The 13,426-nt window shown below is 66.1% G+C and carries 13 protein-coding genes; 7 read left to right on the top strand and 6 right to left on the bottom strand.

Annotation, left to right across the window (positions count from 1 at the left end; all coding sequences use genetic code 11):
• Positions 1-15 precede the first annotated feature (15 nt).
• The 6 genes from pth to ACUN9Y_RS10145 form a co-directional block, all read right to left on the bottom strand.
• Positions 16-603, bottom strand: coding sequence for an aminoacyl-tRNA hydrolase (gene pth, locus ACUN9Y_RS10170; protein WP_445460592.1), 588 nt, complete (start codon positions 601-603; stop codon positions 16-18).
• Between the two features lie 255 nt (positions 604-858).
• Complete coding sequence (locus ACUN9Y_RS10165; protein WP_445460591.1) at positions 859-1,545, bottom strand: 50S ribosomal protein L25/general stress protein Ctc; 687 nt, start codon at positions 1,543-1,545, stop codon at positions 859-861.
• Positions 1,546-1,660: 115 nt separating this feature from the next.
• Complete coding sequence (locus ACUN9Y_RS10160; protein ID WP_445460590.1) at positions 1,661-2,602, bottom strand: ribose-phosphate pyrophosphokinase; 942 nt, start codon at positions 2,600-2,602, stop codon at positions 1,661-1,663.
• 158 nt (positions 2,603-2,760) lie between these two features.
• Entirely contained in the window at positions 2,761-3,666 is a 906-nt protein-coding gene (ispE, locus tag ACUN9Y_RS10155; RefSeq protein WP_445460589.1) for a 4-(cytidine 5'-diphospho)-2-C-methyl-D-erythritol kinase, read from the bottom strand.
• A gap of 114 nt (positions 3,667-3,780) precedes the next feature.
• Positions 3,781-4,398: a lipoprotein insertase outer membrane protein LolB gene (gene lolB, locus ACUN9Y_RS10150; RefSeq protein ID WP_445460588.1), complete on the bottom strand. Its 618-nt coding sequence runs from the start codon at positions 4,396-4,398 to the stop codon at positions 3,781-3,783.
• Positions 4,399-4,635: 237 nt separating this feature from the next.
• On the bottom strand, positions 4,636-6,390 hold the full coding sequence (locus tag ACUN9Y_RS10145) for a tetratricopeptide repeat protein (protein WP_445460587.1): 1,755 nt from the start codon (positions 6,388-6,390) through the stop codon (positions 4,636-4,638).
• A gap of 183 nt (positions 6,391-6,573) precedes the next feature.
• Here ACUN9Y_RS10145 and hemA point away from each other — a divergent pair, with 183 nt between their 5' ends.
• The 7 genes from hemA (at position 6,574) to ACUN9Y_RS10110 (ending at position 13,405) form a co-directional block, all read left to right on the top strand.
• Positions 6,574-7,839, top strand: coding sequence for a glutamyl-tRNA reductase (hemA, locus tag ACUN9Y_RS10140; protein WP_445460586.1), 1,266 nt, complete (start codon positions 6,574-6,576; stop codon positions 7,837-7,839).
• A gap of 180 nt (positions 7,840-8,019) precedes the next feature.
• Positions 8,020-9,111 (top strand): peptide chain release factor 1, encoded by a 1,092-nt coding sequence (gene prfA, locus ACUN9Y_RS10135; RefSeq protein WP_445460585.1) that lies wholly within the window; start codon positions 8,020-8,022, stop codon positions 9,109-9,111.
• On the top strand, positions 9,111-9,944 hold the full coding sequence (gene prmC / locus ACUN9Y_RS10130) for a peptide chain release factor N(5)-glutamine methyltransferase (protein ID WP_445460584.1): 834 nt from the start codon (positions 9,111-9,113) through the stop codon (positions 9,942-9,944). The genes prfA and prmC overlap by 1 nt, the downstream gene beginning before the upstream one ends.
• A gap of 220 nt (positions 9,945-10,164) precedes the next feature.
• On the top strand, positions 10,165-10,665 hold the full coding sequence (locus ACUN9Y_RS10125) for an Lrp/AsnC ligand binding domain-containing protein (protein WP_445460583.1): 501 nt from the start codon (positions 10,165-10,167) through the stop codon (positions 10,663-10,665).
• A gap of 8 nt (positions 10,666-10,673) precedes the next feature.
• Complete coding sequence (locus ACUN9Y_RS10120; RefSeq protein WP_445460582.1) at positions 10,674-11,429, top strand: HesA/MoeB/ThiF family protein; 756 nt, start codon at positions 10,674-10,676, stop codon at positions 11,427-11,429.
• A complete protein-coding gene (locus ACUN9Y_RS10115) occupies positions 11,426-12,340 on the top strand; it encodes a LysR family transcriptional regulator (protein ID WP_445460581.1) in 915 nt (304 codons plus the stop codon). Before ACUN9Y_RS10120 ends, ACUN9Y_RS10115 begins: the two co-directional genes overlap by 4 nt.
• Positions 12,341-12,394: 54 nt before the next feature.
• The gene (locus ACUN9Y_RS10110) at positions 12,395-13,405 is read left to right on the top strand and encodes a LacI family DNA-binding transcriptional regulator (protein ID WP_445460580.1); all 1,011 of its coding nucleotides are present in this window, start codon (positions 12,395-12,397) and stop codon (positions 13,403-13,405) included.
• Positions 13,406-13,426: the final 21 nt, after the last annotated feature.

Genomic DNA, 13,426 nt, shown 5'->3' with positions numbered 1-13,426 from the left:
GGGCTGTGCTACGGGCTAGGGCGCCGAAAAGCTGTGGAGCCGGTTCATGGCCTTGGCCCAGTCGCCCGACAGCGCCTGCGGCAAGGTCGCGAGGCACTCGATCAGGCTGCCGTCGATGGCGTCGCGTTCGGCCTTGCCCGGGCGCCCCAGCACATAGTTGGTCACCAGAGGGGCGCTGCCCGGGTGGCCGATGCCGATGCGGGCGCGATGAAACGACTTGTCGTTGCCCAGAGCGCTGATGATGTCTCGCAGGCCGTTGTGCCCGCCATGGCCACCGCCCTGCTTGTAGCGGGCGTTGCCCGGCGGCAGGTCCAGCTCATCGTGGGCGACGAGCAGCTCATCCGGAGTGAGCTTGAAGAAGTTGACCATCGCTGCCACCGCACCGCCGGAGCGATTCATGTAGGTGGTCGGGATGAGCAGGTGAAGGTCCTGGCCCTCGACGAAGGCCTTGGCGTAGAGGCCGAGGAACTTCTTCTCCGGGCGCAGGCTAGCGCCGGCCTGGCGGGCGAGCGCTTCCACCAGCCAGGCGCCGGCGTTATGCCGTGTGGCCTCGTACTCAGCGCCGGGATTGGCTAGCCCGATCAGCGCCTTGATCCTTGCCATAGTAAAATCTCCGGACAACATCAGGCGCATCCACGCTTGATGGGGTGAGCACGGTGGCCCGGGAGGAGCCGAGCGCTGTATCTGCACGATGAAGCGCTTTGCCTAGGGCCGGCATCGTGTGCCGCGATGGCGGCCCTAGGCGAAGCGCTTGGGGCAGTGACGTAGGTAGCAATCGCTAGCCCTGAGAGGTGAGGGCGTCGAGACGCCGCCCAAACAAAGAGGGCCACCGTAGTGGCCCCCTGGAGAGAATGGCGATTATTCCTTGTCGCCTTCCTCGTCCTTGCCTTCCTCGGCGGCAGTGTCGGCAGCCGGAGACTGGGCGGCGCCGCCTTCGTCGGCCTCTTCGCCTTCTTCGCTCATCACCTTGGACTTGGTGATGTTGATGATGGCCTGGTCATGGTCTTCGCCGTAGCTCAACTCGACGATGGTCACGCCGGCCGGCACGGAAAGGTCCGACAGGTGCAGGGTGCTGCCGATCTCGAGCTCGGCGATGTTGACCTCGAGGTAGTCGGGCAGGTCCTTCGGCAGGCAGCTGATCTCGACTTCGTTGGCCAGCTGGTGCAGCTCGCCGTCGTTCTGCTTGATGGCCTTGGACTCGTCCTGACCCACCACGTGCAGTGGAACGCGCATGGTGATCTCATGAGTCGCATCGACGCGCATGAAGTCGGCGTGGGTGACCAGCGGCTTGTACGGGTGACGCTGGAGGTCACGGACCACCACCTGGAGGGGCTTGCCATCCAGCTTCAGGGTAATGACGGAGGAGAAGAAGGCTTCTTCTTCCAGCGCCTTGTAGAAGCTGGTCTTGTCGACCGCGATCGGCTGCGGGGCGGCTTCGCCACCGTAGATGATGGCGGGGACTTGCTCGTTCGCACGACGCAGGCGGCGGCTCGCACCTTTCCCCAGGTCGTTACGAACGCTGGCTGTAAGAGTGTAATCGGACATGTTGTTGCCTCTATCTGGAAGTAGGGAAGGCACCGGGACCGCGACCAGACCTCGGTGGTTCCATTTGCTCTCGTCGAGAGCGCGTTGTCCCGCGCCGGGTTCGTAAGGCCGAGCCTTAGTGGAACATGGCGCTGACGGATTCCTCGTTGCTGACCCGACGGATCGCTTCGGCGATCAGTCCGGCCACGCTGAGTTGGCGAATACGGCCGCTGCGACGCGCGGCGTCAGACAGCGGAATGGTGTCCGCGACCACTACCTCGTCGAGTACCGAGCCGACGATGTTATCCACCGCGGGGCCGGACAGGATCGGGTGAGTGGCGTAGGCGACGACGCGACGGGCGCCGTGCTCCTTGAGCGCTTCGCCCGCCTTGCACAGGGTGCCGGCGGTATCGATCATGTCGTCTACCACCACACAGGTACGGTCCTGAATGTCGCCGATGATATGCATCACCTGGGCCTGATTGGCCTGGGGGCGACGCTTGTCGATGATGGCCAGATCGGCGTTCAACTGCTTGGCGATGGCGCGGGCGCGGACCACGCCGCCGACATCCGGCGATACCACGATCAGGTCGTCGTAGTTTTGGCGCTCGATGTCATCGAGCAGGATCGGCGAGCCGTAGACGTTGTCTACCGGCACGTCGAAGAAGCCCTGGATCTGATCGGCGTGCAGGTCCATCGTCATGACCCGGTCGACGCCGGCCTTGACCATCATGTCGGCCACGATCTTGGCCGAGATCGGCACCCGAGCGGAGCGCACGCGGCGGTCCTGGCGGGCGTAGCCGAAGTAGGGCACTACCGCGGTGATTCGCGTCGCCGAGGCGCGACGCAGGGCGTCAACCATCAGGATCAGCTCCATCAGGTTGTCGTTGGTCGGTGCACAGGTGGACTGCAGGACGAAGACGTCCTTGCCGCGCACGTTCTCGTTGATCTCGACCGCGACTTCGCCGTCGCTGAACTGACCGACTGTGGCATTGCCAAGCCGGCTATCCAGGCTCTCGGCGACCTTACGGGCGAGTTCGGGGTTGGCATTCCCGGCGAAAACCATCAATTTTGACACGCGCAGCCACCTTTGCTGTGTTGGGTCTTCAGTGTGAGTCTGGGGGGTGAGTCCGGGAGGAGTCACGGCCTGCGCCCAGCGCTCAGAAGGACAATATCCGGGAATCGCCGGCCTCGCGATGGCAAGACCGGCGATTCCCGGTGCGCGACGCCCGAACGTCAGTCGTTCAGGGCATCGAGCAGGGGGGAGCGGTTGAGGCCTCTGGCGACGAAGGCTTGCCAGCCTGGGATCGCCGCGGCGTCGAGATCGGCCTTGAGCTTATCGGCGGCGCGCTCACTGTCCAGACGGGCAAACACACAAGCGCCGGTGCCCGTCAACATGGACGGTGCCCGGGCGCTTAGCCAATCCAGGGCGCGCGCCACCTCGGGATAAAGCTCCCTGACGGTGATCTCGCAGTCGTTGCGCCAGCTCGACGCTCCCCCCTTGAGTGCGCGCGCCATGGTAATCGGGGGGCTGGCGCGTGTCAATTGCGGCGCCCCGAACACCTGAGGGGTGGCGACGTGTACGCCGGGGTGCACGACCACGAACCAGGGCGTGTCGAGGGTCACCGGCGTCAACCGCTCGCCGACCCCCTCGGCCCAGGCCGAGTGGCCGTGAACGAACACCGGTACGTCGGCACCGAGGATGAGGCCGAGTTCGGCGAGCCGGCCACGCTGGAGGCCCAGCTGCCACAGTCGGTCGAGCCCGACCAGGGTGGTGGCGGCATCGCTGCTGCCGCCACCCAGACCACCGCCCATGGGGAGGCGCTTGGTCAGGTGCACGGTGGCACCCCGTCGGCAGCCGGTCTCGCGGCGTAGCAGCATGGCGGCCCGGTAAATCAGGTTGTCGGCGTCACTCACGCCGGCGAGTTCACCCGTGAGGACGATGTCGCCGTCTTCGCGTTGGCTGAAGCGCAGGCGATCACCGTGATGCAGGAACTGAAACAGGGTCTGCAGTTCGTGATAACCATCGGCGCGCCGGCCGGTGATGTGCAGCATGCGGTTGAGCTTGGCCGGAGCGGGAAGCGTGATGCCAGCGCCTTCCTTATAAGGAGGCGAGGAAGGCCGGGAGGGCTGCGCGGTCATTTTGCGTTTCATCGTCCTGTGTGGCGGCGTCCTGGGTGGCGGCGTCAGTGCACAAGCCGTCGCGATTCGACCCGACATCGGCCGACGGCTGGAGCGCGCCGGCCCGTTACGCACTCACTCTGCGTCGAGGGCCTGCCATTGATTGACCACCAGGGTGGCACGCAGGTCGCCATAGGTCATGATCAGGCGGTTGGGCATCCACAGGCCATCGACGTTGTCCCAGCCGCGGTACTCGATGTCCCAGCCGCTTTGGGCCAGGGTCGCGGGAAAGCCGAGGTTGTCCTTGGTGGTATCGAAGGGTTCGCCTTCGGCGGGCAGGCCGCGGACCCAGTCGGTCAGGCTGGACACGGGCAGCGACCAGCCGAGCCGCTCCTCCATCAGTGCCTCGGGACTATCGGCCTCGAAGCGACCCTCGTTGGTGGTCAGCGAAACGCGGCCATCGCGGCCCTCGAGCGTGCTGCGTCCCGCGCCCATGGGGCCGGTGACCAGAAGGCGGTAGTGGTAGGGCGTCTGGCGCCAATCCAGGTTGGCGCTGGTCGAGTCGTCGGGCGAGCGCAGGCCCACCTTGCCGGTCAGGTTCCAGGACGAGAATGCCTTGACCTCGGTGAGCTGCTGCTGCCACTGGCCATCGCTGCGCGTCTGGCTGAGCGGGGCGGTGTCTGAGGTGGTGGCACAGCCTGCCAGCAGGGCGATGCAGCAGGCGGCGGCCGTGAGACGCAAGGGGCTAGTCATCACGTTTTCCTTGGGGCTGAAGGGGTAAGGGGGATCAAGGCTATTGGAAACTCTGTGCCAGGTCACGCGTGTGCAGGGGAATGCCAGCCGCGGTGACGCTGCCGGTGGTCCGTCGCTGGCCTATCCCCGCAATCTGGCTGAGCGAGACGGCGGCGGCGCCTCGCCTGTCGCGCCAGGCCGTCGATGGCTAACCGAGAGTCGCCGTCGGGCAGGCCACCGAGGACGGCTCGGCTGCCCTCAGGGGGCAAGGCCCGGGCGGCGATCGAGTAGCGCATCGATCAACGGTCGTTCGGGAAACTGTTCGGTGGCCACGGCCAGGATCTCTCGGGCACGCTCCTTGCGACCCAGCTCCCACAGCACCTCGATCAGGTGCGCCGCGACTTCCTGGTCGGGCAGGGCCCGCCAGGCCTGCTCTATCCAGCGCAGTGCGGTGGTCAGGTCGCCGCGCCGATAGGCGACCCAGCCGAGGCTGTCTTGCACCGCAGGATTGTTGGGGTCCAGCGTGTAGGCGCGCTGGATGAGGGCGGCAGCTTCGTCGAGCCTATCGGGATCGCCCTCGTCGGCCAGGGTGTAGCCGAGGGCGTTCAAGGCGTTGGCGTTATCCGGCTGTTGCTCTACCAGCCGGCGCAGGTCGCTCTCCGAGGTGTCGGTATCGCCGGCCTGCCAGGCGCGCATGGCGCGGTAGTAGCGCAACTCGCCGTCGTCCGGGACGCGGGCCAGTTCGCGATTGAGCAGGGCGTCGGCGTCGCGCTGGTAACCCTCGGCATCCAGCAGTTGGATCTCCAGCATCACCAGGTCGCTGTAGGCGGCGTCGTGGCGCAGGCGCTCCACCCGCAGGAAGGCACGGGCATCGAGCAGGCGGTCGGCCTCGATCAGCAGGCTCGCCGAGCGTTGCCGCGAGAGCAAGAAGTCCGGGCCTTCTGGCACCTGGCGGTAATAAAGGAGGGCGTTGTCGACGTCGTTTTCCTGCTCGGCGATGGCCCCCAGCAGCATGTAGGCGGCCGGCGGAGCATCCGCTTCGCCGACCAGCGGGGTCAGCAGCCGCCGCGCCGGATCTAAATGATCTTCTTCGAGATAGAGCTGAGCGAGGCCGATACGCAATAGCGGGTCATTGTCGCGTTCCTCGAGTAGCGCGTCGGTGTTGGCCTCGGCGGACGTCAGGTTGCCGAGACGAATGTCGGCCCTGGCCATCAACAGCAGAAAGCGCGGGTCCCCCGGGGCCATGGCCAGGCCCCGGCGGGCGGCGGTGCGTGCTTCGCCGGTAGCGCCACGATCGAATGCCAGACGCGAGGCGACGAGCCAGTACTGGGCCATGTCGTCCGCCTGTGCCTTGAGCCGAGATAGCTCTCGCTGTGCGAGTTCGGTATCGCCTTGGGTGGACCGAATCAGCAGCATGGCCAGTTCGGCATCACGGCGTGCCTCGGGCGCCAGTGCTGGGCGTGACAAATGGTCGCGTAGCGGCGTCGCCAGCGCGCTCGGATCGGCGCCCGTCGACAGCGCGGTGTCGACGAAGCGTGTGATATCGGTACTGGTGCCATCGACGTCGGCGATAAGGCGCTGGCGCAAGGCCTCGGGCCAGTCGCCGCGGCTGCCGGCCAGGTTGCCCAGCACTTGCGCGGCGGGGGCCGCCTCGGGAGAAAGCGTCTGCCAACGCTGGGCGGCGCGCTGCAACAGCTGCGGATCGTCGGCGAAGCGTGCGGCGAGGGTGGCGCGCTCGCCCAGCGCCGGGGAGTCGTAGCGTTCGGCGGCCCTGAGGTAGCCCTCCGTGGCGCGGCGGTAGTCGCCGCGCTGGCCGGCAAGCTCCGCGACCAGCAGGGTGGATAGCCCCTCGGCGTCCAGGCCTCGGGTAATCGGCGGTGCGCCGACCATGGGGTCGGCCTGGGGGGAGGTGGCAGAGGACACGGAAAAGCCCTGGCAGCCGCTCACCAGAACGGTCAGGGTCAGCGAAACCAGCGGTGCTCTAAGCTGTCGGATGCGCGCGTCGCCGGGCATGCGTGCCTCTTGATATAAGAACGAAGCGTCAGCATAACGGCTTGACGTAGCTTGGCAAAGGTCAAAGCCTCGGGGGAGCCGCTTGCGGCAGGGCTATGGTAGAATGTGCCGCCTTGCAGGAGCGGATCCTCACCCGTCGGGTGAGGCGGCTCCCGATCCCATTTTGGTGAAGACGTCGAACGCATGACCCTTCTTGCCCTTGGCATCAACCATCGCACCGCTGCCATCGAGGTGCGCGAGAAAGTCGCCTTCGGCCCCGCGCACCTGGACGCGGCGCTGAAGCAGCTGCGCGCCTTGCCACGGGTGCTCGAAGCCGCGGTGCTGTCGACCTGCAACCGCACCGAGCTTTATTGCATCACCGAGGATGCCGGGGAGCGGGAGGTGCTCGACTGGCTGGGGCGCTATCACGCGCTGCCGGTGGACGAATTGATGCACTGTGCCTATCACTATCTGGATGGCGACGCGGCGCGTCATCTGATGCGCGTGGCGGTTGGCCTCGATTCGATGGTGTTGGGCGAGCCTCAGATTCTCGGACAGCTCAAGGATGCCTACCAGGCGGCGCGACGCGCCGACGGCTTGGGCGGGGAGCTGGAAAGGCTGTTTCAACACACTTTCGCCGTCGCTAAGCAAGTTCGCACCGAAACCGGAATCGGTGAGAATCCGGTGTCGGTCGCCTACGCCGCGGTCAGCCTGGCGAGCCGTATCTTCGACGACCTGTCCAAGGCCCGGGCGCTGCTGATCGGTGCCGGCGAGACCATCGAGCTGGTCGCGCGGCATCTGCACGAGGCCGGGGTGCGCCAGCTGACCGTGGCCAACCGCACTCGGGAGCGTGCCAACGCCCTGGCGGGCGGTCTCGGCGGGCAGGCGATTACCCTGGATGAGATCCCCACGGCGCTGGAGAATGCCGATATCGTCATTTCTTCTACCGCCGCACCGTTGCCGATTCTCGGCAAGGGCATGGTCGAGCGGGCGCTCAAGCGCCGTCGCCATCGTCCCGTGTTCATGGTCGATATCGCCGTCCCACGGGATATCGAGCCGGAAGTCGGCGAGTTGAGCGATATCTTTCTGTACACCGTCGATGACCTCCAGGAGGTGATCGAGGAGAACCGCCGTCACCGTCAGGTCGCCGCCGATCAGGCAGAAGCGCTTATTCAGCTCGGCGTTGACCACTGGCATCATCAGCGCCGCATTCGCGGGGGCAGTGAGCTGATCCGGGATGTGCGTGCCCAGGGCGGGCGGCTGAGAGACGAAGCCCAGAGCCAGGCCCTGGAGCGTTTGGCGAAGGGTGAAGACCCGGAAGCGGTGATCAAGCGCCTGGCTCACCAGCTGACCAACCGGCTGCTCCATCAGCCGACCCTGGCGTTGCGCGACGCCGCCGCCGGCGAGCGTCAGGACCTGCTCGAGGCCGCTACCGAGCTGCTGCTCGGCGACACCGACAAGAGAGCTTAGCGGCACCGCGACGCGGGCTATCCGATAGCCCTCGGCGAGCCGTGTCGCCGAAGGTCGCTCTGGCGCCGCCGGCGCGCCTGGCGGGGCGGTGTCGAGCGATACCGTCAGCGAGCACAGACATGGGCCGCACCTGACCGAACTCTCGGCGTGCTGTCCCACAATGACTTCAAGGAAATGCCGATGAAAGCCTCCCTGCGCCAGCGCCTCGACGCCTTCGTCGAGCGCTTCGAGGAACTCTCCGCGCTGCTGTCCGAACCCGATGTGATTTCCGATCAGCCGCGCTTTCGCGATTATTCCCGCGAGTACGCCGAGCTCGAGTCGCTGGTGGAAGCCTGGCGTCAGTATCGCGGCGTCGAGGGGGATATCGAAACCGCCGAGCAGATGGCCAATGATGCCGATGCCGAGATGCGTGAGCTGGCCCAGATGGAGCGTGAGGACGGCCTCGCTCGCCTCGAGGCGCTGGAGGTCGAGCTGAAGCGCCTGCTGGTGCCCAAGGATCCGGATGATGGCCGCAACGTCTTCCTCGAGGTGCGGGCCGGAACCGGCGGCGACGAGGCGGCGCTGTTTGCCGGTGATCTGTTTCGCATGTACTCGCGCTATGCCGAGCACCAGGGCTGGAAGGTCGAGGTGGTCAGCGCCAGCCACGGTGAGCAGGGCGGCTACAAGGAGATCATTTCTCGGGTCAAGGGGGACGGGGTCTACGCGCGGCTCAAGTTTGAATCGGGTGCCCATCGGGTGCAGCGCGTGCCGGCCACGGAATCCCAGGGCCGCATCCATACCTCGGCGTGTACGGTGGCGGTCATGGCGGAAGCCGATGAGGTCACCGATGTCGATATCAATCCGGCGGATCTTCGCGTCGACACCTTTCGCTCCAGTGGCGCCGGCGGTCAGCACGTCAATACCACCGACTCGGCGATCCGTATCACTCACCTGCCAAGCGGGGTGGTGGTCGAGTGCCAGGAAGAGCGCAGTCAGCACAAGAACCGGGCCAAGGCGATGTCGCTGCTGGCCGCACGCCTCAAGCAATCGGCGCTGGCCAGCCAACGCCAGGAACAAGCCGACGCCCGGCGTTCCCTGGTCGGTTCCGGGGATCGCAGCGAGCGTATCCGGACCTACAACTTTCCCCAGGGCAGGGTCACCGATCATCGCATCAATCTGACCCTCTACAAGCTTAACGAAGTCATCGCCGGCGACGGCCTCGATGAGGTCATCCAGCCGCTGATCCACGAGTTTCAGGCCGAGCAGCTGGCGGCGCTGCAGCAGGAAAACTGATGCGCATCGATGCCCTGCTGGCGCGGGCGACAGCAAGGCTTGCCGGGGCTGGGTCGCCGAGTGCACGGCTCGACGCCGAGGTGCTTGCCGGTCACGTGCTCGGTGTCGACCGCACCTGGCTCTACACCTGGGGCGATCGAGAGTTCGAGAGCTGGCCTCGGGCGCGTTTCGATGCCCTGGTGGCGGCCCGGGCCGACGGGCGGCCGGTGGCCTACCTGACCGGAGAACGTGAGTTCTGGGGGCTGAGTCTTGAGACGGCGCCCAGCACGCTGATCCCGCGACCGGATACCGAGACGCTGGTCGAGACCGCCCTGGCGCGGGCCAGCGCCGGCGAGGGCGCGCTGCTCGATCTAGGCACCGGCACCGGTGCCATCGCGCTGGCCTTTGCCAGCGAACGACCGGGATGGCGGGTGGAGGGCATCGACCTGAGTGAGCCGGCCATCGCCTTGGCTCGTCGCAATGCCAGGCGCCATGATCTGGCGGTGCGCTTTCGTGTCAGCGACTGGTTTGGCGCCCTCGACGAGGACGAGCGCTTCGATCTGATCGTCGCCAATCCGCCCTATATCGATGCCGCCGACCCCCATCTGGCACAGGGCGACGTGCGCTTCGAGCCACTCAGCGCACTGGTCGCGTCGGAAGCGGGGTTGGGCGACCTGCGGCGTATCGCCGAGGCGGCGCTGGTGCGTCTGCCTCCTGGCGGCACCTTGTTGATGGAGCACGGCATGAGTCAGGGGCCAGAGGTGCGTCAGATCCTGGTCGAGGCGGGGTTTCGGGACGTCGAGACCCGGGTGGATCTTGGTGGGCGGGAGCGTGTGACCCTCGGCCTGCGCTAGGCGCGGCGGCGGTGCCTGCGTTGATCCCGCGTCGGTGGAGCCGAAAGGCCCCATGTGGTACTCCTCTTGCAGTGAATCCTGCCGCGGGGGGGCGATGCGGCGTGAGAGAATGTCGTGGCTGGCTCTCGCGGTGGTGATTTTCAGTGGATCATTCCAGACCCGCTGCCCGGGCCCTCGAGGCGCCGCGGCGCACCGAATTTACCCGAGTGTCAGGACCATAATGAAAACCAAGACTCGTTCACTCGATCGCATCGATCTCAAGATTCTCCGCTGTCTGCAGGACAACGCTCGTGTCTCCTACGTCGACCTGGCTGCCCAGGTGGGGCTCTCGACCACGCCCTGTCTCGAGCGGGTCAAGCGCCTCGAGCGTGCCGGCGTCATTCGTGGCTACAAGGCGATCCTCAACCCGCGGGTGCTCAAGGCCAACCTGCTGGTATTCGTCGAGATTAGCCTGGAGACCCAGTCGCCGGCGGTGTTCGACGAGTTTCGTCGCGCCGTCTCCAAGCTCCCCCAGATCCAGGAGTGCCATCTGGTCTCGGGCCAGTTCGACTACATTCTCAAGTGCCGCATTCCGGAGATGTCGGCCTATCGCCAGCTGCTCGGCGATGTGGTGCTGACCCTTCCCGGGGTCAAGGAATCGAAGAGCTACGTGGTCATGGAGGAGGTCAAGGAGGACTTCACCCTGCACGTGCCCGATATCGAAGAACTCGAGGACAAGTGAGGTCCCCCATGAACGACGAGGCGCTGCTGCGCTACAGCCGCCAGATCATGCTCGGCCAAGTGGATATCGACGGCCAGCAGCGGCTGCTGGATGGCCGGGCCCTGATCGTGGGTGCCGGCGGGCTGGGGTCGCCGGTGGCGCTCTACCTGGCGGCGGCTGGGGTCGGGCGGCTGACCATTGCCGATGCCGACGTCGTCGAGATCTCCAACCTGCAGCGACAGATTGCCCACGGAGATGCCGACCTCGGGGCCAACAAGGCGGCATCGGCCGCGGCGTCGGTCACGGACGTGAACCCGCATTGCCGGGTCACCGTCATCGAGCGGCACCTGGACCAGAAGGCGCTGGCCGAGGCCGCGAGCCAGGCCGACGTCGTGCTCGACTGCACCGATCGTTTCTCCAGTCGCTATGCGATTAACACGGCGTGCCTGGCGGCAGGGGTGCCGCTGGTGTCCGGGGCGGCGATTCGCTTTTCCGGACAGCTGGCGGTGTTCGACCCTCGCGATGAGACGAGTCCGTGCTATGCCTGCCTGTATCCGCCGGATGACCAAGGCGATGAGGCGCTGTCGTGCGCCGAAAGCGGCGTGATCGCGCCGCTGGTCGGCGTCATCGGCAGTTTCCAGGCGCTGGAGGCGATCAAGCTGCTCAGCGGTGCGGGGTCGCCGCACCGCGGCCTGGCCACCTTCGACGGCTTGAGCGGTGAGTGGCGCCACTACCGTTTGCGTCGCGACCCTGAATGCTCGGCGTGCAAAGCGGCAGGCCGATGACCCTGGCGCGTGCGCTACCGGCCGGTGCCGTCACCGACTTCGACATTCGCCTGCTGCGCGTTTTCAAGGCCGTCGCGGAGTGCGGCGGCTTCTCCGCCGCCGAGGGCGAGCTCGGCATCAGCCGCTCGGCGATCAGCCTGCACATGGGCGATCTCGAGAAGCGCCTCGGGCTCAAACTGTGCCGACGTGGGCGCGGAGGCTTCGCCCTGACCGAGGAGGGACGCGAGGTGCTCGAAGGCACCCGCCGTCTGCTCGCCGGTCTCGAGGCGTTTCGCACCGAGGTCAACGCGCTTCATCACAGCCTGCGCGGTGAGCTCAATATCGGCATCACCGATACCCTGGTGAGCTCACCGGAGATGCGCCTGACCCATGCCCTGGCGAGCCTCAAGCGCCAGGGGCCGGACGTGCGCATCAACATTCACATGGACCCGCCTGACGAGATCGCACGGGCGGTCCTCGATGGCCGCTTTCATGTCGGCGTGGTGCCGGCGGTCAACCTGCCGGCGAGCGTCGACGCCCAGGAACTGTACGAAGAGCGCTCGCGGCTTTACTGTGCCAGGAGTCATCCACTGTTCGGTGGCGAGGACCCCGGATTGCCGGATCTGGCCTCCTGGGAGGCGGTGGTGCCGTCCTACCCGCTGCCGGAGGCCGGGCGGGAGCAACATGCCTGGTTGCGTGGCAGCGCCACGGCCTCTGACCGCGAGGGCGTGGCATTTCTTATCCTGACCGGTGCCTACCTCGGCTTCCTGCCGGACCATCAGGCCGAGCCTTGGGTGGCTCAGGGCCGTCTGCGTGCGCTGTGCGAGGAGTCTGCGGGCTACGCCACTCCCTTCGTTGCCATCACCCGGCGCGACCGCCGCGCCCATCGGGTGCTCGAGGTGTTTCTCGAGGCGCTGAATCACTCTTGTTGAGGCGTTCTGTACCCACATGAGTCATATGATGATCAGGCGATGCATGGGAGGATCATGAAGAGAAAACCGGCAGTGACCTCGCGTGATGTGGCGCTTCGGGCGGGGGTATCCCAGTCCGCGGTGAGTCGATGCTTCTCGCCCGAGGCCAGCATCTCGGAGAAGACTCGGCTCAAGGTGCTAAACGCCGCCCGCGAGCTGGGCTATCGCCCTAACAGTATCGCACGCTCGTTGATCACGCGATCGTCGCGCACTATTGCGCTGGTACTCTCCAGTCTCGACAACATGTTCTACCCCCTGGCGGTGGAGAAGGCCTCCCAGCGTTTTCAGGCCGAGGGCTACCATCTGCTGCTCTTCGTGGTGCCGGAGAGCGATGATTTTCCCGGGATCATGGATAGCATCCTGCAAAGCCAGGTAGATGGCATCCTGATGCTGTCGGCGTTGCTGACGTCGAGCCTGGCTCGTGAGTGTGTGGATGCCGGGGTGCCGGTGGTGCTGCTCAACCGTAGCGTCGAATTCGAAGGCATCAGTCAGGTATACAGTGACAATTATCACGGTGGCTACTGGGCGGGCAGTTACCTGGCCATGAGCGGCCATCGTGACATCGCTTTCGTGGCCGGGGTCGAAACCTCGTCCACCAGCCGTCGGCGCCATGAAGGGTTCGTCGATGGATTGGCGGCACACGGCCTGGTGCCGTATGCCGTGGTGCACGGCAACTATGATTTCGACAAGGCGCGTCACGAGACGTTGGCGCTCTTCGCCAGGGGGCAAGGGCCCGATGCCATCTTTGCCGCCAGTGATCACATGGCCGTCGCCGTGCTGGAGACACTGCGTCATGAGCTGCGCCGACGGGTACCGGAAGAGGTTGCGGTGATTGGCTTTGACGATACTCCGGTATCGGCCTGGCCGAGCTACGCCCTGACCACGGTTCGCCAGCCTATCGACGAGATGATCGAGGCGGCAACGTCACTGCTGATCGAGCAGATTCGGCACGGAGCCGAGGCTGCCGACAGCCAGGTGCTTCCCGTCACTCCTGTGCTTCGGCATACCACGCGCCGCATGGAGTGAGGCCTGCACCCTGGCGAGCGC

The organism is Halomonas sp. V046 (assembly GCF_052645355.1).
This window is presented reverse-complemented; position numbering and strand designations above follow the sequence as displayed.

Coding starts and splice junctions, on each gene's coding strand:
- pth (WP_445460592.1), bottom strand. CDS start 603: ATGGCAAGGATCAAGGCGCTGATCGGGCTAGCCAATCCCGGCGCTGAG.
- ACUN9Y_RS10165 (WP_445460591.1), bottom strand. CDS start 1,545: ATGTCCGATTACACTCTTACAGCCAGCGTTCGTAACGACCTGGGGAAA.
- ispE (WP_445460589.1), bottom strand. CDS start 3,666: ATGACCGCGCAGCCCTCCCGGCCTTCCTCGCCTCCTTATAAGGAAGGC.
- lolB (WP_445460588.1), bottom strand. CDS start 4,398: ATGACTAGCCCCTTGCGTCTCACGGCCGCCGCCTGCTGCATCGCCCTG.
- ACUN9Y_RS10145 (WP_445460587.1), bottom strand. CDS start 6,390: ATGCCCGGCGACGCGCGCATCCGACAGCTTAGAGCACCGCTGGTTTCG.
- hemA (WP_445460586.1), top strand. CDS start 6,574: ATGACCCTTCTTGCCCTTGGCATCAACCATCGCACCGCTGCCATCGAG.
- prfA (WP_445460585.1), top strand. CDS start 8,020: ATGAAAGCCTCCCTGCGCCAGCGCCTCGACGCCTTCGTCGAGCGCTTC.
- prmC (WP_445460584.1), top strand. CDS start 9,111: ATGCGCATCGATGCCCTGCTGGCGCGGGCGACAGCAAGGCTTGCCGGG.
- ACUN9Y_RS10125 (WP_445460583.1), top strand. CDS start 10,165: ATGAAAACCAAGACTCGTTCACTCGATCGCATCGATCTCAAGATTCTC.
- ACUN9Y_RS10120 (WP_445460582.1), top strand. CDS start 10,674: ATGAACGACGAGGCGCTGCTGCGCTACAGCCGCCAGATCATGCTCGGC.
- ACUN9Y_RS10115 (WP_445460581.1), top strand. CDS start 11,426: ATGACCCTGGCGCGTGCGCTACCGGCCGGTGCCGTCACCGACTTCGAC.
- ACUN9Y_RS10110 (WP_445460580.1), top strand. CDS start 12,395: ATGAAGAGAAAACCGGCAGTGACCTCGCGTGATGTGGCGCTTCGGGCG.